This window comes from Agromyces sp. NPDC029043, from assembly GCF_055564615.1.
The window spans coordinates 36,172-57,727 of sequence record NZ_JBVHVX010000025.1 but is presented as its reverse complement, the minus strand read 5'-3'; the positions used below and the strand labels follow the sequence as shown (position 1 = coordinate 57,727).

At 73.0% G+C, this 21,556-nt stretch carries 24 protein-coding genes and 1 riboswitch; of the genes, 13 read left to right on the top strand and 11 right to left on the bottom strand.

Going from position 1 to position 21,556, the window contains the following annotated elements; translation table 11 throughout:
* Window positions 1-18: 18 nt before the first annotated feature.
* Both ACZ4TW_RS21745 and ACZ4TW_RS21740 read left to right on the top strand, forming a co-directional pair.
* Window positions 19-1,302 carry a M18 family aminopeptidase gene (locus ACZ4TW_RS21745; protein WP_465546306.1) on the top strand — a complete coding sequence of 428 codons (1,284 nt, stop codon included), beginning with the start codon at window positions 19-21 and terminating at the stop codon, window positions 1,300-1,302.
* 76 nt (window positions 1,303-1,378) lie between these two features.
* The gene (locus ACZ4TW_RS21740) at window positions 1,379-1,870 is read left to right on the top strand and encodes a rhodanese-like domain-containing protein (RefSeq protein ID WP_465546304.1); all 492 of its coding nucleotides are present in this window, start codon (window positions 1,379-1,381) and stop codon (window positions 1,868-1,870) included.
* 55 nt (window positions 1,871-1,925) lie between these two features.
* On the opposite strand, the gene ACZ4TW_RS21735 is transcribed toward ACZ4TW_RS21740, so the two are convergent.
* Together ACZ4TW_RS21735 and ACZ4TW_RS21730 are read right to left on the bottom strand one after the other, a co-directional pair.
* Window positions 1,926-2,117 (bottom strand): hypothetical protein, encoded by a 192-nt coding sequence (locus tag ACZ4TW_RS21735; protein ID WP_465546302.1) that lies wholly within the window; start codon window positions 2,115-2,117, stop codon window positions 1,926-1,928.
* An 88-nt stretch (window positions 2,118-2,205) separates the two neighbouring features.
* The gene (locus tag ACZ4TW_RS21730) at window positions 2,206-3,582 is read right to left on the bottom strand and encodes an L-serine ammonia-lyase (RefSeq protein ID WP_465546300.1); all 1,377 of its coding nucleotides are present in this window, start codon (window positions 3,580-3,582) and stop codon (window positions 2,206-2,208) included.
* Between the two features lie 278 nt (window positions 3,583-3,860).
* On the opposite strand from ACZ4TW_RS21730, the gene ACZ4TW_RS21725 reads away from it, so the two are divergent.
* Window positions 3,861-4,961, top strand: coding sequence for a ThuA domain-containing protein (locus ACZ4TW_RS21725; protein ID WP_465546298.1), 1,101 nt, complete (start codon window positions 3,861-3,863; stop codon window positions 4,959-4,961).
* A 70-nt stretch (window positions 4,962-5,031) separates the two neighbouring features.
* Here the strand turns inward: ACZ4TW_RS21725 and ACZ4TW_RS21720 are convergent, their stop codons facing one another.
* The 4 genes from ACZ4TW_RS21720 to ACZ4TW_RS21705 form a co-directional block, all read right to left on the bottom strand.
* Entirely contained in the window at window positions 5,032-5,829 is a 798-nt protein-coding gene (locus tag ACZ4TW_RS21720; protein WP_465546296.1) for an ABC transporter permease, read from the bottom strand.
* Window positions 5,829-6,653: an ABC transporter ATP-binding protein gene (locus ACZ4TW_RS21715; RefSeq protein WP_465546294.1), complete on the bottom strand. Its 825-nt coding sequence runs from the start codon at window positions 6,651-6,653 to the stop codon at window positions 5,829-5,831. Before ACZ4TW_RS21715 ends, ACZ4TW_RS21720 begins: the two co-directional genes overlap by 1 nt.
* A 141-nt stretch (window positions 6,654-6,794) precedes the next feature.
* Window positions 6,795-7,661, bottom strand: a complete 867-nt coding sequence (locus ACZ4TW_RS21710) for a DUF4097 family beta strand repeat-containing protein (RefSeq protein WP_465546292.1) — start codon at window positions 7,659-7,661, stop codon at window positions 6,795-6,797.
* A gap of 26 nt (window positions 7,662-7,687) precedes the next feature.
* The gene (locus ACZ4TW_RS21705) at window positions 7,688-8,209 is read right to left on the bottom strand and encodes a histidine kinase (RefSeq protein ID WP_465546290.1); all 522 of its coding nucleotides are present in this window, start codon (window positions 8,207-8,209) and stop codon (window positions 7,688-7,690) included.
* Window positions 8,210-8,345: 136 nt separating this feature from the next.
* On the opposite strand from ACZ4TW_RS21705, the gene ACZ4TW_RS21700 reads away from it, so the two are divergent.
* On the top strand, window positions 8,346-8,945 hold the full coding sequence (locus ACZ4TW_RS21700) for a GNAT family N-acetyltransferase (RefSeq protein WP_465546288.1): 600 nt from the start codon (window positions 8,346-8,348) through the stop codon (window positions 8,943-8,945).
* A gap of 24 nt (window positions 8,946-8,969) precedes the next feature.
* On the opposite strand, the gene ACZ4TW_RS21695 is transcribed toward ACZ4TW_RS21700, so the two are convergent.
* The 3 genes from ACZ4TW_RS21695 to ACZ4TW_RS21685 all read right to left on the bottom strand — a co-directional run bounded on the left by ACZ4TW_RS21695 (window position 8,970) and on the right by ACZ4TW_RS21685 (window position 11,563).
* The gene (locus ACZ4TW_RS21695; protein ID WP_465546322.1) at window positions 8,970-9,461 is read right to left on the bottom strand and encodes a CoA-binding protein; all 492 of its coding nucleotides are present in this window, start codon (window positions 9,459-9,461) and stop codon (window positions 8,970-8,972) included.
* A 137-nt stretch (window positions 9,462-9,598) separates the two neighbouring features.
* Window positions 9,599-10,924, bottom strand: a complete 1,326-nt coding sequence (locus ACZ4TW_RS21690; RefSeq protein WP_465546286.1) for an O-acetylhomoserine aminocarboxypropyltransferase/cysteine synthase family protein — start codon at window positions 10,922-10,924, stop codon at window positions 9,599-9,601.
* A gap of 78 nt (window positions 10,925-11,002) precedes the next feature.
* Window positions 11,003-11,563, bottom strand: coding sequence for a cysteine hydrolase family protein (locus tag ACZ4TW_RS21685; RefSeq protein ID WP_465546284.1), 561 nt, complete (start codon window positions 11,561-11,563; stop codon window positions 11,003-11,005).
* A gap of 190 nt (window positions 11,564-11,753) precedes the next feature.
* Between ACZ4TW_RS21685 and ACZ4TW_RS21680 the strand changes: the two genes are divergently transcribed.
* The 7 genes from ACZ4TW_RS21680 (at window position 11,754) to ACZ4TW_RS21650 (ending at window position 16,734) form a co-directional block, all read left to right on the top strand.
* Complete coding sequence (locus ACZ4TW_RS21680) at window positions 11,754-12,068, top strand: antibiotic biosynthesis monooxygenase family protein (protein ID WP_465546282.1); 315 nt, start codon at window positions 11,754-11,756, stop codon at window positions 12,066-12,068.
* Complete coding sequence (locus ACZ4TW_RS21675; protein ID WP_465546280.1) at window positions 12,065-13,240, top strand: FAD-dependent oxidoreductase; 1,176 nt, start codon at window positions 12,065-12,067, stop codon at window positions 13,238-13,240. Before ACZ4TW_RS21680 ends, ACZ4TW_RS21675 begins: the two co-directional genes overlap by 4 nt.
* Before the next feature lie 197 nt (window positions 13,241-13,437).
* Window positions 13,438-13,503, top strand: a riboswitch (guanidine-III (ykkC-III) riboswitch).
* Window positions 13,504-13,514: 11 nt separating this feature from the next.
* Complete coding sequence (locus tag ACZ4TW_RS21670; protein ID WP_465546278.1) at window positions 13,515-13,844, top strand: DMT family transporter; 330 nt, start codon at window positions 13,515-13,517, stop codon at window positions 13,842-13,844.
* Between the two features lie 223 nt (window positions 13,845-14,067).
* Window positions 14,068-14,499 (top strand): hypothetical protein, encoded by a 432-nt coding sequence (locus ACZ4TW_RS21665; RefSeq protein WP_465546276.1) that lies wholly within the window; start codon window positions 14,068-14,070, stop codon window positions 14,497-14,499.
* On the top strand, window positions 14,493-14,720 hold the full coding sequence (locus ACZ4TW_RS21660) for a helix-turn-helix transcriptional regulator (RefSeq protein ID WP_465546274.1): 228 nt from the start codon (window positions 14,493-14,495) through the stop codon (window positions 14,718-14,720). Before ACZ4TW_RS21665 ends, ACZ4TW_RS21660 begins: the two co-directional genes overlap by 7 nt.
* Window positions 14,717-15,709, top strand: a complete 993-nt coding sequence (locus ACZ4TW_RS21655; RefSeq protein WP_465546272.1) for an NAD(P)-dependent alcohol dehydrogenase — start codon at window positions 14,717-14,719, stop codon at window positions 15,707-15,709. The genes ACZ4TW_RS21660 and ACZ4TW_RS21655 overlap by 4 nt, the downstream gene beginning before the upstream one ends.
* Window positions 15,706-16,734, top strand: coding sequence for an NAD(P)-dependent alcohol dehydrogenase (locus ACZ4TW_RS21650; RefSeq protein WP_465546270.1), 1,029 nt, complete (start codon window positions 15,706-15,708; stop codon window positions 16,732-16,734). Before ACZ4TW_RS21655 ends, ACZ4TW_RS21650 begins: the two co-directional genes overlap by 4 nt.
* Here the strand turns inward: ACZ4TW_RS21650 and ACZ4TW_RS21645 are convergent.
* Together ACZ4TW_RS21645 and ACZ4TW_RS21640 are read right to left on the bottom strand one after the other, a co-directional pair.
* Complete coding sequence (locus ACZ4TW_RS21645; protein WP_465546320.1) at window positions 16,710-17,678, bottom strand: YeiH family protein; 969 nt, start codon at window positions 17,676-17,678, stop codon at window positions 16,710-16,712. The genes ACZ4TW_RS21650 and ACZ4TW_RS21645 overlap by 25 nt on opposite strands.
* A gap of 59 nt (window positions 17,679-17,737) precedes the next feature.
* Window positions 17,738-19,441 carry a dolichyl-phosphate-mannose--protein mannosyltransferase gene (locus tag ACZ4TW_RS21640; RefSeq protein ID WP_465546269.1) on the bottom strand — a complete coding sequence of 568 codons (1,704 nt, stop codon included), beginning with the start codon at window positions 19,439-19,441 and terminating at the stop codon, window positions 17,738-17,740.
* Between the two features lie 75 nt (window positions 19,442-19,516).
* Here ACZ4TW_RS21640 and rsmI point away from each other — a divergent pair, with 75 nt between their 5' ends.
* Window positions 19,517-20,341 (top strand): 16S rRNA (cytidine(1402)-2'-O)-methyltransferase, encoded by an 825-nt coding sequence (rsmI, locus tag ACZ4TW_RS21635; protein ID WP_465546267.1) that lies wholly within the window; start codon window positions 19,517-19,519, stop codon window positions 20,339-20,341.
* Between the two features lie 76 nt (window positions 20,342-20,417).
* The gene (locus ACZ4TW_RS21630; protein ID WP_465546265.1) at window positions 20,418-21,533 is read left to right on the top strand and encodes an NADP-dependent oxidoreductase; all 1,116 of its coding nucleotides are present in this window, start codon (window positions 20,418-20,420) and stop codon (window positions 21,531-21,533) included.
* The last annotated feature ends 23 nt before the right edge of the window (window positions 21,534-21,556 follow it).

The window sequence follows — 21,556 nt, the reverse complement described above, 5'->3', positions numbered from 1 at the left end:
ATGCGGGAGGATGGTGGGATGGGCATCCCTGACGTCGACGCGTACATCGAGGACTTCATCGCGTTCGTGACGGCATCGCCGTCGTCGTACCACGCCGCCGAGGAGGTGGCCCGGCGCCTCGAGACGGCCGGCTTCGACCGGCTCGACGAACGCGAGGCGTGGCCGACGGGGGCCGGCCGTCGCGTCGTCGTCCGCGACGGTGCGGTGATCGCGTGGGTGCAGCCCGAGGGGGCCGGGCCCGTGACGCCCTTCCGGATCCTCGGGGCGCACACCGATTCGCCCTCGTTCAAGCTCAAGCCGAACCCGTCGAGCGCGGCGGCCGGGCTGTCGCAGGCCAATGTCGAGGTGTACGGCGGTCCGCTGCTGAACTCATGGCTCGACCGCGAGCTGCGGCTCGCCGGGCGCCTCGCCACGACGGATGGCGCGACGCACCTGGTCGCCACGGGCCCGTTGCTGCGGATTCCGCAGCTCGCCGTGCACCTCGACCGGGGCGTCAACACCGACGGGCTCACGCTCGACAAGCAGCGGCACGTGCAGCCCATCTGGGGCGTGGAGGGCGGGCCGGAGCCGGCCGACGTCGTCGGGCATCTCGCTGGGCTCGCGGGCGTCGATCCCGAGGAGGTCGCGGGGTACGACGTGCATGTCGCCGACGCCGCGGCGCCGGCCCGCTTCGGCCGCGGCGACGTGTTCCTCGCGTCGGGGCGCATGGACAACCTGACCTCGGTGCACGCCGGGCTCACGGCGCTGCTCGCGGCGCCGGCCGACGCCGACCACGTCAGCGTGCTCGCGGCGTTCGACCACGAGGAACTCGGGTCCGAGTCGCGCTCGGGTGCGAGCGGGCCGTTCCTCGACGACGTGCTCACGCGCATCGGCGCGGGCCTCGGCGCCGGCGCCGAGGAGCGCCGTCGCGCGTTCGCCGCGTCCTGGCACGTGTCGAGCGACGCGGGGCATGCCGTGCACCCGAACTACCCGGAACGGCACGATCCGGTGAACCGGCCCGTGCTCGGCGGTGGCCCGCTGCTCAAGCTCAACGCCAACCAGCGGTATGCGACGGATGCCGCGGGCTCGGCACGGTGGGCGGCGGCGTGCCGCGCGGCGGGCGTGCCGACGCAGCAGTTCGTCTCCAACAACGCGATCCCGTGCGGCTCGACCATCGGCCCGCTCACGGCGACGCGGCTCGGGATCCGGACGGTCGACGTGGGCCCGCCCCTGCTGTCGATGCACTCGGCACGCGAGCTCGCGCATGTCGACGACCTGCGCGCACTCGCCGCGGCGGTCGGGGAGTTCCTCCGGGGAGCCTGACGGTTCGGCAGGATCTCGCGCATCGGCGTCGGGATCTGCGCCGCGACGGGACGGGCCGGGATGCGAGCATCGGGGCATGACCATGACGACCCCCGCTCAGGCCGGCAACCGCCTCTTCGACCACGTCGCCGATCCCGACGACGCCGTCCGCCACTTCCGCGCCCGGCTGGGCTTCGAGACCGACGTGTCCGATGTCGCAGCGGCGCTCGCTGACGCCGACGCGGGCTTCGTGCTCGTCGACACGCGCAGCGAGGCCGCATGGGCGGCCGGACGCATCCCCGGTGCCGTGCACCTGCCCGGCCGACGGGTCCCCGAGGAGGCCGCGCGGTGCATCGCCCCGGGCACCCCGGTCGTCGTCTACTGCTGGGGTCCCGGCTGCAACGGCGCGACGCGCGCGGCGCTCGCGTTCGCCACGCTCGGCCACCCCGTCAAGGAGATGCTGGGCGGATTCGAGTACTGGGCGCGCGAGGGATTCGAGATCGAGCGCGACACGGGCCGCGACCGCCGCTCGGTCGACACCCTCACGAACGTCGCGAGCGACGCGCCGCCGATCGAGTGCGCCTGCTGACCGCCCGGTCGGGGGACGCTGGGCCGGCCGAGAGAGCGCGCGCCTCGGCCGCCGCTCAACGCAGCGGACCCCGCCGCGACTCGAGCCAGAGCGTGTGGTCGCGCAGGCCGTTTCGCACCGCGGCCTTGATGATCAGGTAGCCGATCCACAGGCTCAGCGCGATGACGGCGAGGTAGATGAGCGAGCCGATGACGAGTACCGCGGCGCTCACGCCGCCGAGTACGTCGGGGTCGATGTTCGGGTCCACCCGGCTACCTTGCCAGAGGCGTGCCATCCCAGAGTAGCGACCCGATCGGGGGACACGGTCCGGTCGGATGGCGCGGCGGTCGGGGTGCTCAGCACTCGATGACGTTCACCGCGAGGCCGCCCTCGCTGGTCTCCTTGTACTTCGTCATCATGTCGAGCCCGGTCTGGCGCATCGTCTCGATCACGGTGTCGAGCGAGACGACGTGGGTGCCGTCGCCGTGGAGCGCGAGGCGCGCGGCCGACACGGCGGTCGAGGCCGCGATCGCGTTGCGTTCGATGCAGGGCACCTGCACGAGCCCCGCGACCGGATCGCACGTCAGGCCGAGGTGGTGTTCCATGGCGATCTCGGCCGCGTTCTCGATCTGCCGAGGCGTGCCGCCGAGCACGGCGCACAGGGCGCCGGCGGCCATCGCGCACGCCGAACCGACCTCGGCTTGGCAGCCGCCCTCGGCGCCGGAGATGGACGCGTTCTTCTTCACGAGGCTCGCGATCGCGGCGGCCGTGAGCAGGTAGCGGCGGATGCCCTCCTGATCGGCGCCGGGCACGAACCGCAGGTAGTAGTGGCCGACCGCGGGGATGATGCCGGCGGCGCCGTTCGTCGGCGCCGTGACGACGCGGCCGCCCGACGCGTTCTCCTCGTTGACCGCCAGGGCGAAGGCGTGCAGCCATTCGGTGGAGGTGTCGCGGACGTGTTCGTCGCGGTCGTACTCCTCGAGACGGCGGCGGACCTCGGGTGCGCGGCGCCTGACCTTGAGGATGCCGGGCAGGGTTCCCTCGGTGGCGAGGCCGTGCTCGACGCACTCGGCCATCGCGGCCCAGATCGCATCGAGTCCCGCGATGATGCCCGCCTCGCCGTGCACGGCGACCTCGTTGCGCCACGCGATGTCGCAGAAGTTCACCCCGTGCTCGTCGCAGAGGTCGAGGAGCTCGGCGGCGTTCGAGTAGGGCAGCGGATGGCGCAGGGCCTCGGCCTGTTCGGGCGCGTCGCCCTCGCGTCGGATGAAGCCGCCGCCCACGGAGTAGTAGGTCTCCTCGGCGATCGGCAGCGCGTCGTCGTCGCCCCACGCCTGCAGGGTCATCGCGTTGGGGTGGCCGGGAAGTCGCGTGCGCGGTTCGAGCGTGATGTCGGACTCGGTCATGAGGACGGAATGGCGGCCGGCGAGCCGCACCTCGGCGCCGGCCGCGCCGAGCTGCGTCCATGCGCCCCTGACCTCGTCGGGGTCGCAGTCGTGCGGCGCGAGGCCCGCGAGACCCGCGACGACGGCGTCGGGCGTGCCGTGGCCGAGGCCCGTGGCGCCGAGCGAGCCGTACAACGAGCACGTGACGCGGCGGACTGCCCCGAGTCGCCCGCTCGCGGCCATGCCCTCGACGAATGCACGGGCTGCCCGCATGGGTCCCACCGTGTGGGAACTCGAGGGCCCGATCCCGATCGAGAACAGATCGAGGGCTGAGACGAACGCTGTCACGAACCAAGGGTACGTCGCAGCACGCGCACGGATTCGCCGGGTCGTCGAAGAATCGTGCGTGGGGAACGCCGGTCGTCGCGGAGAGGCCCGAGCGCCCGACTTCCGCCGAAGAGCTGGCGGAAGACGCCGGATCCACGGCAACTAACGACAACGAGGGATTGACATCCCTCGGACGCGGGCAATAGCCTCGGTCCTGCAGATATGTCGCAGCGAGCAACAAATTCTGGGCTCGCCGCTGGCGGCATCGATCGGTTCGGCTCGAAGAGGAGAAACGACCTATGAAGCATCACGTCCGACGCGCGATCACCGGGCTCTGCGCCGCGGGGGTCACGCTCAGCCTGGGGATCGCCGCGTTCCCCGCCCACGCCGCCGACGAGTACGAGGTGCTCGTGGTCGGCGAGACGCTCGGGTTCCGGCACTCGCACATCGACGACACCACGAACGCGATCATCGCGCTCGGTGAGGAGCACGGCTTCAGCGTCGACGTCTGGGATCCGCCCCAGGGCAGCTCGCCCGGCCAGCCGGCGCTCACGCTTCCGAGCTCGCCGTTCACGAGCGCCGCCGACCTGTCGAAGTACGCGACCATCATCTTCGCCTCGCCGGTCGACGCGACGAACAACCTCGACCCCAACCGCCCGCGCCTGCTCAACGACACCGAGCTCGCCGCGTTCCAGGGCTACATCCGAGGCGGGGGCGGCTACGTCGGCCTCCACGCCGCGACGGATTCGATGCACACGGTGCCCTGGTACAGCGAGCTGACCGGCGGCAGCGCGCGGTTCCGCAACCACCCCGCGCAGCAGACCGCGACCATGCGCGTCGAGAGCCCGGGACATCCGTCGACGACCATGCTGCCGACCGAATGGGTGCGCTTCGACGAGTGGTACAACTTCACCGCGAACCCGCGTGAGGACGTGCACGTGCTCATCACGCTCGACGAGTCGACGTACAACCCGGGCAGCGGTCGCATGGGCGAGGACCACCCCATCGCGTGGTGCCACAACTTCGAGGGCGGCCGCTCGTGGTACGAGGGCGCCGGGCACGTGGATGCCGCGTGGTCGGACCCCCTCTTCCTCGAGCACATCCTCGGCGGCATCGAGTGGACGGCCGGCGTCGTCGAGGGCGGCGGCGACTGCGTGACCTTCAACGAGGTCGACGGCATCGTGACCGGACTCGAAGACGGCTCCAACCGCGTCGCCCAGCTCGGCGGCGACGTCACGGCGTACCTCGACGCGGCCGAGCTCGCCGCGGACGCGGGCGACCACGCGACGGCGATCGCCGTGCTCCGCCAGGCGCAGGGCAAGGCGCACGGCCTCCAGGACGAGGCGCTCGTGGCAAAGATCGGCGATCTCATCGAGTGGCAGGAGGCGCTCGTCTCGTAGGCGGACCCTCCGACGGTGACGGGGGCGGGGCTCGTGCAGCCCCGCCCCTCTTCCGTGCTCGCCGCGGGGCTCAGGAGATCCTGCGCCGGTAGGCGAGCATCGCGAAGCCGTACGCGACGACGAGGATCCCGACGAGCCAGGCGAGCGCGATCCAGATGTCGGAGCCCACCGGCTGGCCGGTGAACAGCGCGCGGATGGCGTCGACGATGGCGGTGACGGGCTGGTACTCCGCGAACACGCGGACCGGCCCGGGCATGCTCTCGGTCGGCACGAACGCGGAGCTGATGAACGGCAGGAAGATGAGCGGGTACGAGAACGCGCTCGCGCCGTCGACCGACTTCGCGGTGAGGCCCGGGATCACCGCCAGCCAGGTCAGGGCCAGCGTGAAGAGGACCATGATCCCCGCGACGGCGAGCCAGGCCAGCAGGTCGGCGCCGGTGCGGAACCCCATCAGGAACGCGACGCCCACGACGATGGCCAGCGAGACGAGGTTCGCGACGAGCGAGGTCAGGACGTGCGCCCACAGCACGCTGGATCGGGCGATGGGCATGGACTGGAACCGCTCGAAGATCCCGCCCTGCAGGTCGAGGAACAGCCGGTACGCCGTGTACGACACGCCGGAGGCGACCGTGATGAGCAGGATGCCGGGCAGCAGGTAGTCCACGTACGCGACATCCGACCCGGTGTCGATGGCACCGCCGAACACGAACACGAACAGCAGCATGAAGGCGATCGGCATGATCGCGGTCGTGATGATCGTGTCGAGGCTGCGGGTGATGTGGCGCAGCGATCGGCCGGTGAGCACGGCGGTGTCGCCGAAGAAGTGCGTGGAGGTGGTCACGGCGGCGGTGGCGGTGGCGGTGGTCATCATCGATCCTTCCGGGTCGCGGCGGTCGTGGCCGGGTCGGCGGCGCCGGTGGCGCTGTCGTCCCCGACGAGGGTGAGGAAGATCTCCTCGAGGGTGGGCTGCTTCTCGACGTACTCGACCTTCGCCGGGGGCAGCAGCTGCTTCAGCTCGGCGAGGGTGCCGTTCACGAGGATCCGCCCCTGATGCAGGATCGCGATCCGGTCGGCGAGGTGCTCGGCCTCGTCGAGGTACTGCGTCGTGAGCAGCACCGTGGTGCCGTTCGCGGCGAGATCCTCGACGGACTGCCACACCTCGATACGCGCCTGGGGGTCGAGCCCGGTGGTCGGCTCGTCGAGGAAGACGACCGGCGGATCGCCGATCAGGCTCATCGCGATGTCGAGGCGACGGCGCATGCCGCCCGAGTACTCCGACACCTTGCGGTTGCCCGCCTCGGTGAGGGAGAAACGCGCGAGCAGGTCGTCGGCGATGCGGCCCGGGCCCGGGAGGTGCCGCAGCTGCGCCACGAGCACCAGGTTCTCGCGTCCGGTGAGGACCTCGTCGACGGCGGCGAACTGCCCCGTCAGGCTGATGGCCGCGCGGACCTCCGCGCCCTTCGCAGCGACATCGAAGCCGTTCACGGTTGCCGAGCCGGCGTCGGCGCGCAGCAGCGTGGACAGGATCTTCACGACCGTGGTCTTCCCGGCCCCGTTGGAGCCGAGGAGCGCGAAGATGCTGCCCGGGGCGACGTCGAAGTCGACGCCGCGGAGCACCTGCACGTCCTTCGCGTAGGCCTTCTCCAGGCCCTGCACGCTGATGGCGGGAGCCTGGGTCTGAGCGGTGGTCATCTGGATCTCCGTTTCTCATCGGGAGCGCCGGACACGGACTGCGTGGCGCTCAATGGTGTTCGCAGGGTTTTCGGGCGCGCTCGACCACCCCGTCGTCGGACGTGGTTCGTCCGGCGGGTCGTGCGGGTGCGGTGTCGGCCGCTAGCGGGCCGGCGTCGAGCTCGGCCGGCGGATCAGGATGTCGCCCCAGCTCGTGCGCGCGTGCAGCTCGACGGTGTTCTCGTCGGCGCCGGGCGCGTCGGACGGCGTCAGCGTGTTGCGGACCTCGCCGTGCTGGCTCGAGACGTCGAGCCAGGCCGCGGTGCCCTCGGTGACGCCCACCTCGATGCCGCCGTAGCCGGCCTCGAGCTGGACCCTGCCGCCGTCGATGCGCTCGACGAGGAGGTTGCCGTAGCTGGTCTTCGCGGTGACCGAGCCGCGAGCATCGGCGACGGTCACGTCGCCGTGGGCGCCCTGCACCACCAGCGTGCCGGTCACCTCGCCGATCGTCGTCGAGCCGTTGGGGTTCTTGATCAGCGCCTCTCCGGAGAGCTCGCGGATGCGCACGCTGCCGGCCGACGTGGTCAGCTCGACCGCGCCGCTCGCACGATCGACGATGATCGCGCCCGACGCCGTGCGTGCCGTGACCCGCGCCGCCTCGTCGACCCGCACGTCGCCGCCGCCGGTGCGATACGACACGGCGCCGAGCGCGCCCTCGGCGAGGAGGCGACCGGCTCCGGTGCTGCCGCGCACCTCGGAGCCCTCGGGCAGCCGGATCGTGACGTCGACCTGGCCGGCACCGCCGAACGGGGTGTAGTGGATCCATCCCTTCGTCGTGCGCACGGTGAGCACGTCGCCGACGAGCTCGACCTTCGCCTCGGCGGCGGTCCTGGCATCGCTCGACTTCTCGGCGTCGGCCGGCCGGACCTCGACCACGGTATCGGCGCGATCGGAGGCGATGACGTGGAGGTCGCCCCAGCCGAGGTCGACGTCGACGACGATGGGCTGCGGGGTCTGGAAAGTGGTCATGTTCGCTCCTCGGGTGGTACGGGTGGTCAGCGGACCCAGCCGGTGACGCGGTTCGCGTCGCCCTCGGCCGGGCGGCTGTCGGTCGGACGCCGCGACGGGGCGGGCTCGACGGCGGCGGCGATCGCGCGCACGAGCCAGGTGTTGACCGAGACGCCGTCGCGTGCGGCGGCCTGCTCGACCTGCGCCTTCAGCTGGTCGGGAATCCGCAGCGTCGTGCGGCTCGTGGCGGCGTCGTCGCTGACGGCGACCGCAGCGGGGGCGGGGGGTGCCGCCGCGCCGCGCGATGCCGGTTCGAACGTCGCCGTGGGAGGGGCCGTGACGACGAACTCGGGGTCGCGGCCGCGCAGGCGCACGTCGACCGACCCCGGCGCGAGCTCGGAGGTGATCTCGCTCGCCGCGTCGGAAAGTGCCTCGAGCAGCACGAGGCGGGCTGCGGCGTCGAGCGGCGCCGTCAGGCGCTGCGCGAGGTCGCGTGCCTCGGAGCCGCCGGCTTCGGCAGCCACCGCGAGCTGACGGTGGAGGTCGTCGACGTATCGGGTGAGATCCATGACACCATGGTGACACCATAGTGGTGTCATGTCAACACCAACGCCGTCAGTGTGGTGTCACCGGTGGTGTCGAACGGCATCACGGTGCGAGCGGCTCTCAGCGACCGTCGAGCGCCCGCCGCGTAGGCTGGGTCGGATGTCCTCGACCGAGCCGCCCGCGATCCTCCGCCCCGCCACCCCGGTGCGGTCCTCGCCGTCCGGCGGCATCGAGGTGCGCCTCGTGCGCGAGGTCGAGCACGAGGTCGTCGGCGAGCTCGCGCGACAGGCGTACGCCGGCGACTTCGTTCTGAGCGCCGAGTACCTCGCCGAGATCGAGGCCGTCGCCGATCGCGCCCGAGAGCACGAGGTGTGGGTGGCGGCCGATCCCACGACCGGCGCACTGCTCGGCACGGTCACGACGCCGCGACCCGGCCGGCGGATGTCGGCCGTCGCGCGCGGCGACGACGAGCTCGACTTCCGGTTCCTCGGCGTCGCGGCCGCGGCGCGCGGCCGCGGCGTGGGCGAGGTGCTCGTGCGGCACGTCCTGGCGCTCGCCGCGAGTCGCGGCATCCGTCGCGTCGTCCTCAACACCGGGCCCGAGATGCGATCGGCGCAGCGACTCTACGAGCGGCTCGGCTTCGACCGCCTCCCGGAGCGCGAGTACGTCGTCGAGCTGCCCGGCGGGAGGAGCTTCCTGCTCATGGCGTACGGGCGCGACGTGCAGCCCGGCGACGCGCGGGCATCCGAGGCCGCCTGACGCGGCCCCGGACCGAACCCCGGGCTAGCGCCCGCCGCGGCGACTCGAGATCTGGCCGGTGTCGAACCCCAGCAGGTGCAGGCCGCCGTGGAAGCGGGCGTGCTCGACCTTGATGCACCGGTCCATGACGACCGTGAGGCCCTGCTCCTCGCCGTAGTACGCGGCCTGCTCGTTCCAGATGCCGAGCTGCACCCAGATCGTCTTCGCGCCGGCGGCCACGACGTCGTCGACGACCGACGGGATGTCGCTGCCGCGCCGGAACACCACGACGATGTCGGGCACCTCGGGCAGGTCGGCCAGGCTGGCGTACGCCGGCTCGCCGAGGATCTCGGTCTCGTTCGGGTTCACGAAGTACACGCGGTAGTCGCTCGACTGCTGCAGGTACGTGCCGACGAAGAAGCTCGAACGCTGCGGCTTGGGAGACGCCCCGACGATCGCGACCGACTTCGCGGCGTTCAGGATGCGGTGCCGTTGCTTGGCGTCGGGGCCGATCCACGTGCGCTGCGACTTCAGCAGCTTCGCGAGCGGCGAGCTCGCGGGCAGCTCGCATGAGAGGCCGTTGACCAGGCGGACGGTCTCGACGTCGCCGGTACCGGCATCCGTCACCCCGGCCCCGCCGGCCGGCTCGATGGTGGTGGTGTCGATCGCGGTGCTCATCGGTCCCCTCCGATCGTCGCGCCGGCGACGGCGAGGCCCGCGGTCGCCGCGGACAGGGCCTGGTCGAGGTCGGCGATGATGTCCTCCACATCCTCGATGCCGACCGAGAGGCGCACAACCCCCGGCAGCACGCCCGCGTCGACGAGCTGCTGGTCGGTGAGCTGGGCGTGCGTGGTCGACGCGGGGTGGATGATCAGCGTCTTGGCGTCGCCGATGTTGGCGAGGTGGCTGGCGAGGTTCACCGATTCGATGAGCTTCTGCCCGACCTCGCGGCCGCCCTTGACCTCGAAGCTGAACACCGAGCCCGGGCCCTTCGGGAGGTACTTCGCGGCGCGCTCGAAGTGCGGGTGGTCGGGCAGGCCCGCCCAGAAGACGCGCTCGACGCGCGGGTCGTCGGCGAGCCACTCGGCCACGACGCGGGCGTTGTCGACGTGCGCCTGGATGCGGTAGGGCAGCGTCTCGACGCCCTGCGCGAGCAGGAACGCGCTGTGCGGCGCGAGCGCCGGCCCGATGTCGCGCAGCTGCTCGGCGCGCAGGCGCGTGAGGAACGCGTACTCGCCGAAGTTTCCCGACCACTGCAGCCCGCCATAGCTCGGTACCGGCTCGCCGAACAGCGGGAACTTCTCGGAGTGCCAGTCGAACCGGCCCGACTCGACGACCACCCCGCCGAGCGTGGTGCCGTGCCCGCCGAGGAACTTCGTCGCCGAGTGCGTGACGAGGTCGGCGCCCCACTCGATCGGGCGGTTGAGGTACGGGGTGGCGATCGTCGAGTCCACGATGAGCGGGATGCCGTGCGCGTGCGCGACGTCGGCGAGGCCCTCGAGGTCGGCGATCTCGCCCGACGGGTTCGCGACGGTCTCGACGAAGATCGCCTTGGTGCGGTCGGTGATCGCGGGCGCGTAGTCGGCCGGGTCGGAGGAGCGGACGAACGTCGTCTCGACGCCGAAGCGGCGGAGCGTGACATCCAGCTGGGTGATCGAACCGCCGTACAGGTTCGCCGACGCGACGATGTGGTCACCCGTGCCGGCGAGGCTCGCGAAGGTGATGTACTGCGCCGCCAGGCCGCTCGCGGTCGCGACCGCGCCGAGTCCGCCCTCGAGGCTCGCGACGCGCTCCTCGAACGCCGCGACCGTCGGGTTCGCCAGGCGCGAGTAGATGTTGCCGTACTTCTGCAGCGCGAAGCGCGCCGCGGCGTCGGCCGTGTCGTCGAAGACGAATGCGCTCGACTGGTAGATCGGGAGCGCGCGGGCGCCCGCCTCGGCGTCGGGGATGTTGCCCGCGTGGATGGCGCGGGTCTTGAAGCCGTATTCGCGGTCTGCCATGGGCTCACGCTACCCGGCGTCGCCGCGCCATCCGCTCGGCGCCGTAACGCAGGGCAACGGATAGTGCGGCGCCGACGGCTACGCGCCGAGCACGTCGTCGGTCGCGACGACCCGCGCGAACCCGCCGCCGTCGAGGTTCACCGCCGTGGCGCGCGCGAGCTCGGCCGCCGTGAGCCGCAGCCCGCCGGGGCCGGCCATGTCGAACGTGTGCGTCGCGTCGATCGGGAGGGTCACCTCGTAGCCCAGGTTGCCGGCCATGCGAGCCGTCGTCTCGACGCACTGGTTGGTCTGGATCCCGCACACGACGAGCTGGCGCACGCCGCGCTCGGCGAGCCCGGCGTGCAGGTCGGGGTCGCCGTAGAACGCCGAGTTGACGTGCTTCGTGACGAAGAGGTCGTGCGGCGCGTCGGCGACGACGGGCTTCAGCGCGTTGCCGGGGGCGCCGGGCGCGAGCGGCGATCCCGGCGTGCGCGAGTCGTGCCGGACGAGCACGACGGGCCGCGAGGCATCCGCCCAGGCCTGCGCGAGCCGGGCGATGTTCGCCTCGGCGTCGGGGTTGTCGCGCTCGCCCCAGGAGGGGTCGTCGAAGCCCTGCTGCACGTCGATCACGATGAGGGCGGCGGTGTCGTCGAAGTCCATGCGTCCATCGTTGCGCGGCGCGCTCGACCGGGCCCGCCCGGCGCCTGCCGATCTTCCGCGAGAGCCTGCCAACGGTGCGTGGGTCTCCAGTGGTCCCGTTCGTCGCGAGGTGCCCGTCGGGCGGTGCCAGTTCGTCACGAATGGAGGCACTCGGGCGTGGGGGCTGCGGGCGGCCGGTAGCGTGGGCCGGGTGATCCTGGAGCACGCCGTCCTGCCCGTCGTCGCCGGCCGCGAGGCCGAGTTCGAGGCCGCGTTCGCCGAGGCGAAGGCGATCATCGCCTCGATGCCGGGCTTCGTCGACCTCACGCTGTCGCGGTCGGTCGAGACACCCCGCGAGTACCTGCTGCTCGTGCACTGGGAGCGGCTCGAGGAACACGACCCCGGATTCCGCGGCTCTCCGGAGTACGAGCGCTGGCGCGAGCTGCTGCACGGCTTCTACGAGCCGTTCCCGGTGGTCGAGCACTTCCGCGAGGTACTCGCGGTGGGCGGGGGAGCGACCCGATGAGCGCGGTCGCGCGCGTCGAGACCCTGGTCGTCGGCGGCGGCGCGATGGGCGCCGCGACCGCGTGGCAGCTCGCGCGCCGGGGTCGTGACGTCGCCCTGCTCGAGCGATACGAGCCCGGCCACCGCAACGGCGCCTCGCACGGCGCGTCGCGCAACTTCAACGTCGCGTACTCCGACCCGACCTACGTGCGCATGCTCGCCGAGGCGCTGCCGGCGTGGCGCGAGCTCGAGGCCGAGTCCGGCGCCTCGCTGCTCGAGCTGGTGGGTGTCGCGAACCACGGTCCGGCGCCGCAGTTCGACGCCGTGCACGCGGCGCTGTCGGCCGTCGGCATCCCGGCCGAGTTCCTCGCGGTCGAGGAGGCCGCGCGCCGCTGGCCCGGCATCCGCTTCGACTCGCGCGTGCTGTTCAACGCGCGGGCCGGGCGAGTGAACGCGGATGCCACGGTCGCGGCGCTGCACGCGACCGCGGCCGCCGCCGGGGCCGACGTGCGGCACCGCACCCGGGCCACGCGCATCGAGGTGCTGGGCGATCAGCGCGTGCGCGTGGCATCCGTCACCGACGCCGGCGTCGAGGAGGTGATCGAGGCCCGCACCGCCGTCGTGACCCTCGGTGCGTGGACCGCGAAGCTCGTCGGCGGACTCGCGCTGCCGCGGCTCGTGGTGACGCAGGAGCAGCCGGCGCACTTCGCGGTGCGCGACGAGACCGTCGAGTGGCCGAGCTACAACCACTTCCCGGGCCCCGCGGCCGACGGCTACGGCTACTGGCGCTCGCCGGTGTACGGCATGCTCACGCCGGGCGAGGGCGTCAAGGCCGGATGGCACGGCGTGGGCCCCGTCGTCGACCCCGACGCGCGCGACTTCCTGCCGGTGCCCGACCAGCTCGCCGACCTGCAGCGCTACGCCCGTGACTGGCTGCCCGGCGTCGACGCCGGCGCGGTGACGCCCATCAGCTGCACGTACACGACCACGCCCGACGAGCACTTCGTGCTCGACCGCATCGGGCCGATCGTCGTGGGCGCGGGCTTCTCGGGACACGGATTCAAGTTCACTCCTGTGGTCGGGCGCATCCTGGCGGACCTCGCCGACGGCACCGGCTCCGCGCCGGCGCTGTTCCGCGCCGACCGCGCGATCGCGGCGACCCCGTCCTCGCCCACCGGCCTGGCCGGTCGCTGACGCGCCGGCCGGCCTCGGCCCCGCCATCCCCGGTCGCGCCTCGGTCCCGCCATCCTCGGTCTGCAGGAGAAGCAACGATCCGCAGGAGCGATCCGCGTACTTCGTCCTGTGAACCGAGGACTTTCCTGTGAACCGATGAGAGGCATCTCGCCGGACGTCTGCACAGGGGGTGATCAGGCCCGCTTGCTAGCCTGAGGGCAGGTCGCCGGGGGCGGCCCCGGACGAGGGAATCCAGTACCCGGAACGCGACAAGACTGGCCGAAGGAGTGCCGTCATGTCGTGGATCGTCCTCATCCTCTCGGGTGTGCTCGAGGCCGTGTGGGCCACCGCCCTCGGCAAGTCCGAGGGGTTCACCAAGCTCTGGCCGTCGGTCGTGTTCGGCGTCGCCCTCGTCGTCTCGATGGGCGGGCTCGCATGGGCCATGCGCGACATCCCGGTCGGCACCGCCTACGCGGTGTGGGTCGGCATCGGCGCGGCGCTCACGGTGATCTGGGCGATGGTCACCGGTGAGACGGATGTCTCGTGGGCGCGCCTCGCGCTCATCGCCGGCCTCGTGGGCTGCGTCGTCGGCCTCAAGCTCGTCGACGGCGGCGCCGGCCACTAGGCCGGCGCCCGCGCCATCCGCCGAGCGCCATCCGTGCCGCCGCGCCATCCCGCCGGCCCTCGCCCGGTGAGGGTATGCCGAACGTCGTCGAACGCCGCTCGCGGGCGTCGTTCGGCATACCCTCGCTGGCTACGTCACCAGCGACGGTGTAAAGAATGCTTGACACCATGTGCGGAATGATTGACACTGGCCATGTCAAACATTGTTTACCTGAGGAGTCCACATGTCCTACGAGGAGAAAGGGACCTGGGTCTACCTCGTCATCGCCGTCGTCGGCTACACGGTGTACCTCTGGCTGGTCCTCCCGCAGGTGGTCGGCGGCGCCGCCGTCGAGGATGTCGACTACGTGCCGGTCATGCTCTGGACCATCGGCGGCGCGATCGTCGCCACGATCGTGCTGCGCATCCTCGTCGAGATCGTGTTCCCGAGCGAGAGCACGAAGGGCGACGTGCGCGATCGCGAGATCGACCGGCTCGGCACCCGCGTCGGCGGCTCGTTCGTGGTGATCGGCGCGCTCGGGGCGCTCGTGCTGTCGATGATCGAGGCCGACTGGTTCTGGATCGCGAACGTCGTCTACCTCTGCTTCGTGCTCTCGGCCGTGCTCGAGAGCATCACGCGACTCGTCGCCTACCGCCGGGGGGTGCCGACGTGGTGAAGCCGACGCGCGTGACCAACGACATCCGCGCGCTGCGCTTCCGCCACGGCGAGATGACCCAGGCCGACCTCGCGCAGCGGCTCGGCGTCACACGCCAGACCGTCATCGCCATCGAGCAGGGCCGGTACTCGCCGTCGCTCGAGATGGCCTTCCAGATCGCGCGGGTCTTCGGGGTTCCGCTCGACGACGTCTTCCAGTACCCCGAGGAGGAGGCATCATGAGGGTCGCACTCGCGGAGCGGTACGGGCCGCCCGAGGTCGCCGTCGTCGGCACGCGCCCGCTGCCCGAGCCCGGGCCCGGCGAGCTGCGCGTGCGCGTGCTCGCTGCGTCGGTCGGCTCGTCCGACAGCGCCGGGCGCGCGGGCAGCCCGTGGTTCGCGCGGCTCGCCTACGGGCTGCGGCGACCGCGGCACCCGATCTTCGGCTCCGACTTCGCCGGCGTCGTTGATGCCGTCGGGCCGGGCGCCACCCGGTTCGCACCCGGCGACCGGGTGTTCGGCGCGACCGGCGTCTCGGCCGGCGCCCACGCCGAGTTCGTCGTGGTGGAGGAGGACGGCGCGGTCGTGCACCTGCCCGAGGGCGTCTCGATGGCGGATGCCGCGGCCCTCTGCGACGGCGCCATGACCGCGTTGCCCTTCCTGCGCGACGGCGGTCACGTCCGAGCGGGCACCCGCCTGCTGGTGAACGGGGCCGCCGGGAGCGTGGGCGGCGCGGCGGTGCAGCTCGCGCGGCACCTGGGCGCCGAGGTCACCGGCGTGTGCTCGGGGGAGCACGTCGAGCACGTGCGGGCGCTCGGTGCGCAGCGCGTGATCGACCGCACGCGGGTCGACGCCCTGCGCACCGGCGAGCGGTACGACGTGGTCTTCGACGCGGCCGGCAAGAGCACCTATCGACGCGCGCGCGGCGCCCTCCTCGACGGCGGCGTGTACCTGACGACCGTGCCGTCGTGGGCGATCATGATCCAGCAGCTCACCTCGCGGTTCGGCCGCACGCGCGCCGCGATCATGTTCACCGGCCTCCGGCGCGACGAGGCCAAGCGGCCCGACCTCGACGAGCTCGGCGCGCTCGCCGCGACCGGAGGCATCCGGCCGGCGATCGACCGCGTCGTGCCCCTCGAGCGCATCGCCGAGGCCTACGCGATCGTCGACACGGGCCACAAGCGCGGCAGCGTCATCGTGACGCCGACGGCCGAGGCGGGAGGCGCACGATGAAGGCGATCGTCCAGGAGGGATACGGCGGACCCGAGGTGCTGCGCGTCGCAGAGGTGCCGCAGCCGGCGCCCGGCGCGCGCGACGTCGCGATCCGCGTGCGCGCCGCGGGCGTCCACGCGGGCGACGTGCGCGTGATGCGCGGCGAGCCGCTGGTGCTGCGCGCGGCGTTCGGGCCGCGGCGGCCGCGCAAGCCCGTGGTCGGGCGCGATGTCGCCGGCACCGTCATCGCGGTCGGATCCGAGGTCGACGGCCTCGCCGTCGGCGACCGGGTGTTCACGGAATCCGACCAGGGCGGGTTCGCCGAGGTGGTCGTGGTCGACGCGGCCCACGTGCGCCGCGCACCCGCGAACCTCGACGACGAGCACGTCGCCGTGATCCCGGTCTCGGGCACCACGGCGCTGCAGGGGCTCCGGCTGGCGAGGGTCCGTCCCGGCGACCGCGTGCTCGTGATCGGCGCGTCGGGCGGGGTGGGCACGTTCGCCGTGCAGCTCGCGGCCGGGCTCGGCGCCGAGGTCACGGGCGTCGCGAGCGCCGGGAAGGCCGAGCACGTCCGCGACGCCGGCGCGGCGCACGTGATCGACTACCGCACGGTCGACGTCACCGCGCAGAGCCAGCGGTACGACGTGATCCTCGACCTCATCGGCGACCGGCCCCTGCGGGCGCTCCGCCGCATCCTCGCGCCGCGCGGCACGCTCGTGCTCTCCTCCGGCGGCGGCACGCGCGTGCTCGGCCCGCTCGGGCGGATCGTCCGCGCATCGGTGCTCGACGTGTTCACCCGCCAGCGGCTGCGCCCGCTCGCGGCGCGCCGCGACGGCGACGACCTCGACGAGCTCCGCCGCCTCGCCGAGGCGGGCACGCTGCACCCGGTCGTCGACCGCGTGCTGCCGATCGACCGCGCGGCCGAGGCGCTCGCGCTCCTCGAATCCGGTGCGGTGCGCGGCAAGCTCGTGCTCCGCGGGTTCGACCGCGCCGGGCCGTCGGCCGCGGCAGGCGAGGCCGGTCAGGAAGCGAGCACCGCGCCGTAGGCGAGCGCCGCCACGAGCACCCACGAGGCGAGGCCGACCGTGGCCGCCCGCCATCCGGTGTGCAGCAGTGCGGCCACGCGAACCGAGGTGCCGAGCGCGAACAGCGCCATCGCGAGCAGGGTGGTCTGCACGAGGTCGGCTGCGACGAGCACCGGCTCCGGGAGGTCGACGACCGTGCGGAGCACCACCGCGGCCAGGAAGCCCGCGATGAACAGCGGCACGATCGCGGGGCGCGGGCCCGTGGCATCCGTCGACCGCCGTCGCTCGATCGCCGCCGCGATCGCGACCATCGGCGCGAGCATCAGCACGCGCGTGAGCTTCACGACGACGGCCACGGCGAGCGCGGCCGAGCCCGCGACCTGCGCGGTCGCCACGACCTGGCCCACGTCGTGCACGCCGGCACCCACCCAGTGCCCGAACCCGGTGGCGGTCAGGCCGAGCGGATGCCACAGCGCGGGCAGCACCGCGATCGCCAGCGTGCCGCACAGCGTCACGAGAGCCACCGGGTGGGCCTGCTCCTCGTCGCGGGCGCGGGTCGCGGCCGCCATCGCGCCGATCGCGGACGCCCCGCAGATCGCGAAGCCGCTCGCGACGAGCAGCGGCTCGCGGCCGGGCAGGCGGAGTGCGCGGCCGAGCGCCCAGGTGCCCGCGAACGCGAGCACGACCACCCCGACGGTCGTCGCGATGCCGACCCAGCCGAGCCCGGCGATGTCGACGAGGCTGAGCTTCAGCCCGAGCAGCACGATGCCGGCGCGGAGCAGCGTGCGCGACGCGACGGCCAGGCCCGGCCGCAGCACGCCGTCGAGCGCCGCCCGCGCACGGGGCAGCTGCGCGAGCGCGATGCCCACCGCGACCGCGACGGTCAGGAGCGGCACGGCCGGCACGGCGAGGTGCACGAGCCAGGCGACTCCGGCGACGGACGCCGCGACGGCGAGTCCCGCCATCCGCCCGCCCCACCGGGAACCCGGCCCGTCGGCGCCGGGCTCGTCGTCGTCTGGCTTGTTCATCCCCAGCCCGGCAGCCAGAAGTGCAGCTGTCGGAACTCGGGCGTGACCGGGATGGCGGTCCACAGCGGCCAGAAGAACACGGACACGCCGACGGCGAACGCGAGGAACACGCCCACGGTCGCGAGCCCGCGCACGCGGCGCCACTGCGGATCGTCGGGCCGGCCCAGCACGAGCGCCGTCACGGCCCCGAGCGCGAGCAGCACGTACGGCTCGTACGCGATCGTGTAGAAGTGGAACACCGTGCGCTCGGCGTACAGCAGCCAGGGCAGGTAGCCGGCCGCGACACCCACGAGGATGGCCCCGGCCTGCCACTCGCGGTAGCGGGCGAACCGGTACGCCACGTACAGCGCAGCGAGCGTCGCCGCCCACCAGATCAGCGGATTCGCGATGCCGATGATCGACGACCAGCACTCCTGCGCGCCGCACCCGCCCGAACCGTCGTCGGTACTCGCGAAGTACATGTTGGTGGGGCGCAGCATGAGCGGCCAGGTGAACGGGTTCGCCTGCCACGGATGGGTCGCGCGGACCCCGACGTGGTAGCCGTACGCCGCCTCGTGGTAGTGCCAGAGGCTCTGCAGCGAGTGCGGGACCCACGACCACACGCCCGTCGCCGCGTTGCCGGGCTCGTCGGCCCAGTGCCGGTAGTAGCCGCCGTCGGTCACCAGCCAGCCCGTCCACGAGGCGAGGTAGACGACGGCGGCGACCGGCACGAGCAGCAGGAACGTCGCGGGCGCCTGCTTGAGCAGGGAGCCCGTGATCCAGAACGGCACGCCGAGCCGGCGCCGCGACAGCGCGTCGACGAGCACGAGGTAGACGCCGACCACCGCGATGAAGTAGAGGCCGGACCACTTCACGGCGGTGGCCGCGCCGAACGCGACGCCCGCGGCGACGATCCACGGGCGCGCCCAGATCACCGGTCCGGCGTACGGGTCGCGGCCCGCCTCGCGCGCCGCGTCGAGGCGCGCGGCGAGGCGGGCCGCCGTGCGCGAACGGTCGAACAGCACGAACCAGAACCCGAGCAGGCAGAACAGCATGACCCAGTTGTCGAGCAGCGCGACCCGGCTCATCACGATCGCGTTGCCGTCGATCGCGAACAGCAGCCCGACGATCACCGCGACGAGCGTCGAGCGGAACAGCAGCCGGCCGGCCATCATCAGCACGAACACCGCGATCGTGCCGGCGAGCGCCGTCGAGGCGCGCCACCACACGGCGCTGTCGGCGCCGAACAGCGCCATGCCGAGCCCGATCATCCACTTGCCGAGCGGAGGGTGCACGACATAGGAGGGGTCGTCGGAGTAGAGGTCGGTGTCGCCCCGTGCGAAGTCCTCGTCGGCGCCCTCGGGCCAGGTCGACTCGTAGCCGTTGTGCTGGAGCGTCCACGCGTCCTTGACGTAGTACAGCTCGTCGAACACCAGCGCGTGCGGATGCCCCAGGTTCCAGAAGCGCAGGACGGCGGCCAGGAGCGTCACCGCGATCGGCCCGCCCCAGTACCACAGCATGCGGCGGCGCGGCGTGGACATCTGCCGCGCCCACCAGGCGTCGAGCCGGCTGCCGCGGGGCTCCGCGGGCGTGACCGGGACGGGGCCGGTGGGCGCGTCGGCGGTGGCCTCCGGCGCCTCCGGCACGCTCGCCGCGACCACCGCGTCCGGCGCGCCCGTGCGGGCGGCAGGCGCGTCCGAGCCCCCGCCGATCACACCCATGCGCCCCACTGTAGCCGCGCGACCCGCACCAGCCGCGCCGCGCGCCCCGCGTCATCCGTGCGCCAGACTGGACCGGTGATCATCCTCGCGGCGACGCCCATCGGCAACCTCGGCGACGCGTCGGCGCGACTGCGCCAGGCGCTCGAGGAGGCCGAGGTCGTGGCCTCGGAAGACACGCGGGTCACCCAGCGGCTGCTCGCCGCGCTCGGCATCGCCAACCGGCCGCGGCTCGTCGCGCTGCACGAGCACAATGAGCGCGCCCGCGCGGCCGACCTCGTCGACCTCGCGCGAGACGGCGACCTGCTCGTGCTGAGCGACGCGGGCATGCCGACGGTGTCCGATCCCGGCTTCCCGCTCGTGCAGGCGGCGGTGGAGGCGGGCGTCGACGTCACCGCGATCCCCGGACCGAGCGCAGTGATCACGGCGCTCGCAGTATCCGGGCTCCCTACCGACCGGTTCGCGTTCGAGGGCTTCCCGCCGCGCAAGCAGGGCGAGCGGATGCGTCGGCTCGCCGAGCTCGCGGGCGACCGCCGTACGCTCGTCTTCTTCGAGGCGCCGTCCCGCCTGGCCGCGAGCCTCGCAGCGCTCGCCGAGGCGTTCGGCGCCGACCGGCCCGCCGCGGTGTGCCGGGAGCTCACGAAGCTGCACGAGGAGGTCCGCCGCGGGCCGCTCGGCGAGCTGGCGGAGTGGGCGGCGGGCGGCGTGCGCGGCGAGATCTGCATCGTGGTCGGCGGCGCCGGCGAGCCCGCACCGGTCGACGCCGACGACGCCGTCGCGCGGGTGCTCGCGCTCGCGGCATCCGGCACCCGCCTGAAGGAGGCGGCCGGGATCGTCGCCGCGGAGACCGGGCTCGGCAAGCGCGACCTCTACGAGGCGGCGCTCGGCGCGCGGCGCGGCTGACCCCTGCGACCTGCGACCCCTCGCGGTTCGCCCTCGAGGAGAGGAGAATCGAGCCAGGCGCACGGGGAGGTGCGACATGGTCCACGCGATCAGGTATCACCGGTTCGGGGATCCGGATGTGCTCGCCGTCGAGGAGGTGCCGACGCCCGAGCCCGGCGAGGGCGAGGTGCTCGTCGAGGTCTTCGCCACCGGGTTGAATCCGATGGAGAGCCTCATCCGGCGCGGCGAGGCGGAGGGCGATGCGCCGGGCGCGTTCCCGCGCGGCCAGGGCCGTGACCTCGCCGGGGTGGTCGCGGCGACGGGTCCGGGCGTCGTGGCGTTCTCGCGCGGCGACGCCGTGATGGGTTACGTCGACGAGGGCGCGCAGGCCTCGCATGTGGTCGTGCCCGAACGGCAGCTCATGCGCAAGCCCGTCGAGGTGCCGTGGGAGGTCGCGGGCTCGCTGTACACCGCCGGCACGATGGCCTGGTCGGCGGTCGAGGGCCTCGGCCTCGGCCCCGGCGACGTCGTCGTGGTCACGGCGGCCGCCGGCGGCGTCGGATGCCTCGCGGCGCAGTTCGCACTGCAGCGCGGCGCGACCGTCATCGGCACGAGCGCCGAGGCGCGGCTCGACTTCCTCGCCCAGTACGGCGTCATCCCGCTGGCCTACGGACCGGGCCTGGCCGATCGCGTGCGGGAGCGGACGAGCGCCCCCGTCACGGCGTTCCTCGACTTCCTCGGCGGGCAGGCCCCCGAGGCGATGGCGCTCGGGGTGCCGCCGTCGCGCATCATCACGGTGCTCGACCGGACGGCGGTCGAGGAGCACGGCATCGGCGCGGTCGAGCCGGGGGATCTCGTGGCGCTGCGGCGCGTGACCGACCTCGTCGCGGCGCGTCGCGTACGGCTCCCCATCGCCGACGTGTTCCCCGTCGAGCGGGCCTCCGACGCCTACCGCGCACTCGACCGGCGCGATGCGCCCGGCAAGATCGTCCTCGGTTTCCGCGTGGTGCAGTACGACCAGCAGCGCGTGCACGAGCCCGAGCTGAAGGAGCAGGACGTCACGCTGGGGGTCCCGACGCCGCACCGGCACATCGACGTCGAGGAGTCGGTGCCGCCTGTGATCGGCGATGGCCGCGTCCGGGCCAGGCATCGCGAGGAGCGGGAGGAGCGCGATCGCGCCAGGGAGCGCGACGCCGGCGACGGGGCATCCTGAACCTCCGCCGAAGCCGGTCGGCG

Coding starts and splice junctions, on each gene's coding strand:
- ACZ4TW_RS21745 (WP_465546306.1), top strand. CDS start 19: ATGGGCATCCCTGACGTCGACGCGTACATCGAGGACTTCATCGCGTTC.
- ACZ4TW_RS21740 (WP_465546304.1), top strand. CDS start 1,379: ATGACCATGACGACCCCCGCTCAGGCCGGCAACCGCCTCTTCGACCAC.
- ACZ4TW_RS21725 (WP_465546298.1), top strand. CDS start 3,861: ATGAAGCATCACGTCCGACGCGCGATCACCGGGCTCTGCGCCGCGGGG.
- ACZ4TW_RS21720 (WP_465546296.1), bottom strand. CDS start 5,829: ATGACCACCGCCACCGCCACCGCCGCCGTGACCACCTCCACGCACTTC.
- ACZ4TW_RS21715 (WP_465546294.1), bottom strand. CDS start 6,653: ATGACCACCGCTCAGACCCAGGCTCCCGCCATCAGCGTGCAGGGCCTG.
- ACZ4TW_RS21710 (WP_465546292.1), bottom strand. CDS start 7,661: ATGACCACTTTCCAGACCCCGCAGCCCATCGTCGTCGACGTCGACCTC.
- ACZ4TW_RS21705 (WP_465546290.1), bottom strand. CDS start 8,209: ATGGATCTCACCCGATACGTCGACGACCTCCACCGTCAGCTCGCGGTG.
- ACZ4TW_RS21700 (WP_465546288.1), top strand. CDS start 8,346: ATGTCCTCGACCGAGCCGCCCGCGATCCTCCGCCCCGCCACCCCGGTG.
- ACZ4TW_RS21690 (WP_465546286.1), bottom strand. CDS start 10,924: ATGGCAGACCGCGAATACGGCTTCAAGACCCGCGCCATCCACGCGGGC.
- ACZ4TW_RS21685 (WP_465546284.1), bottom strand. CDS start 11,563: ATGGACTTCGACGACACCGCCGCCCTCATCGTGATCGACGTGCAGCAG.
- ACZ4TW_RS21675 (WP_465546280.1), top strand. CDS start 12,065: ATGAGCGCGGTCGCGCGCGTCGAGACCCTGGTCGTCGGCGGCGGCGCG.
- ACZ4TW_RS21670 (WP_465546278.1), top strand. CDS start 13,515: ATGTCGTGGATCGTCCTCATCCTCTCGGGTGTGCTCGAGGCCGTGTGG.
- ACZ4TW_RS21665 (WP_465546276.1), top strand. CDS start 14,068: ATGTCCTACGAGGAGAAAGGGACCTGGGTCTACCTCGTCATCGCCGTC.
- ACZ4TW_RS21655 (WP_465546272.1), top strand. CDS start 14,717: ATGAGGGTCGCACTCGCGGAGCGGTACGGGCCGCCCGAGGTCGCCGTC.
- ACZ4TW_RS21650 (WP_465546270.1), top strand. CDS start 15,706: ATGAAGGCGATCGTCCAGGAGGGATACGGCGGACCCGAGGTGCTGCGC.
- ACZ4TW_RS21645 (WP_465546320.1), bottom strand. CDS start 17,678: ATGGCGGGACTCGCCGTCGCGGCGTCCGTCGCCGGAGTCGCCTGGCTC.
- ACZ4TW_RS21640 (WP_465546269.1), bottom strand. CDS start 19,441: ATGGGTGTGATCGGCGGGGGCTCGGACGCGCCTGCCGCCCGCACGGGC.
- ACZ4TW_RS21630 (WP_465546265.1), top strand. CDS start 20,418: ATGGTCCACGCGATCAGGTATCACCGGTTCGGGGATCCGGATGTGCTC.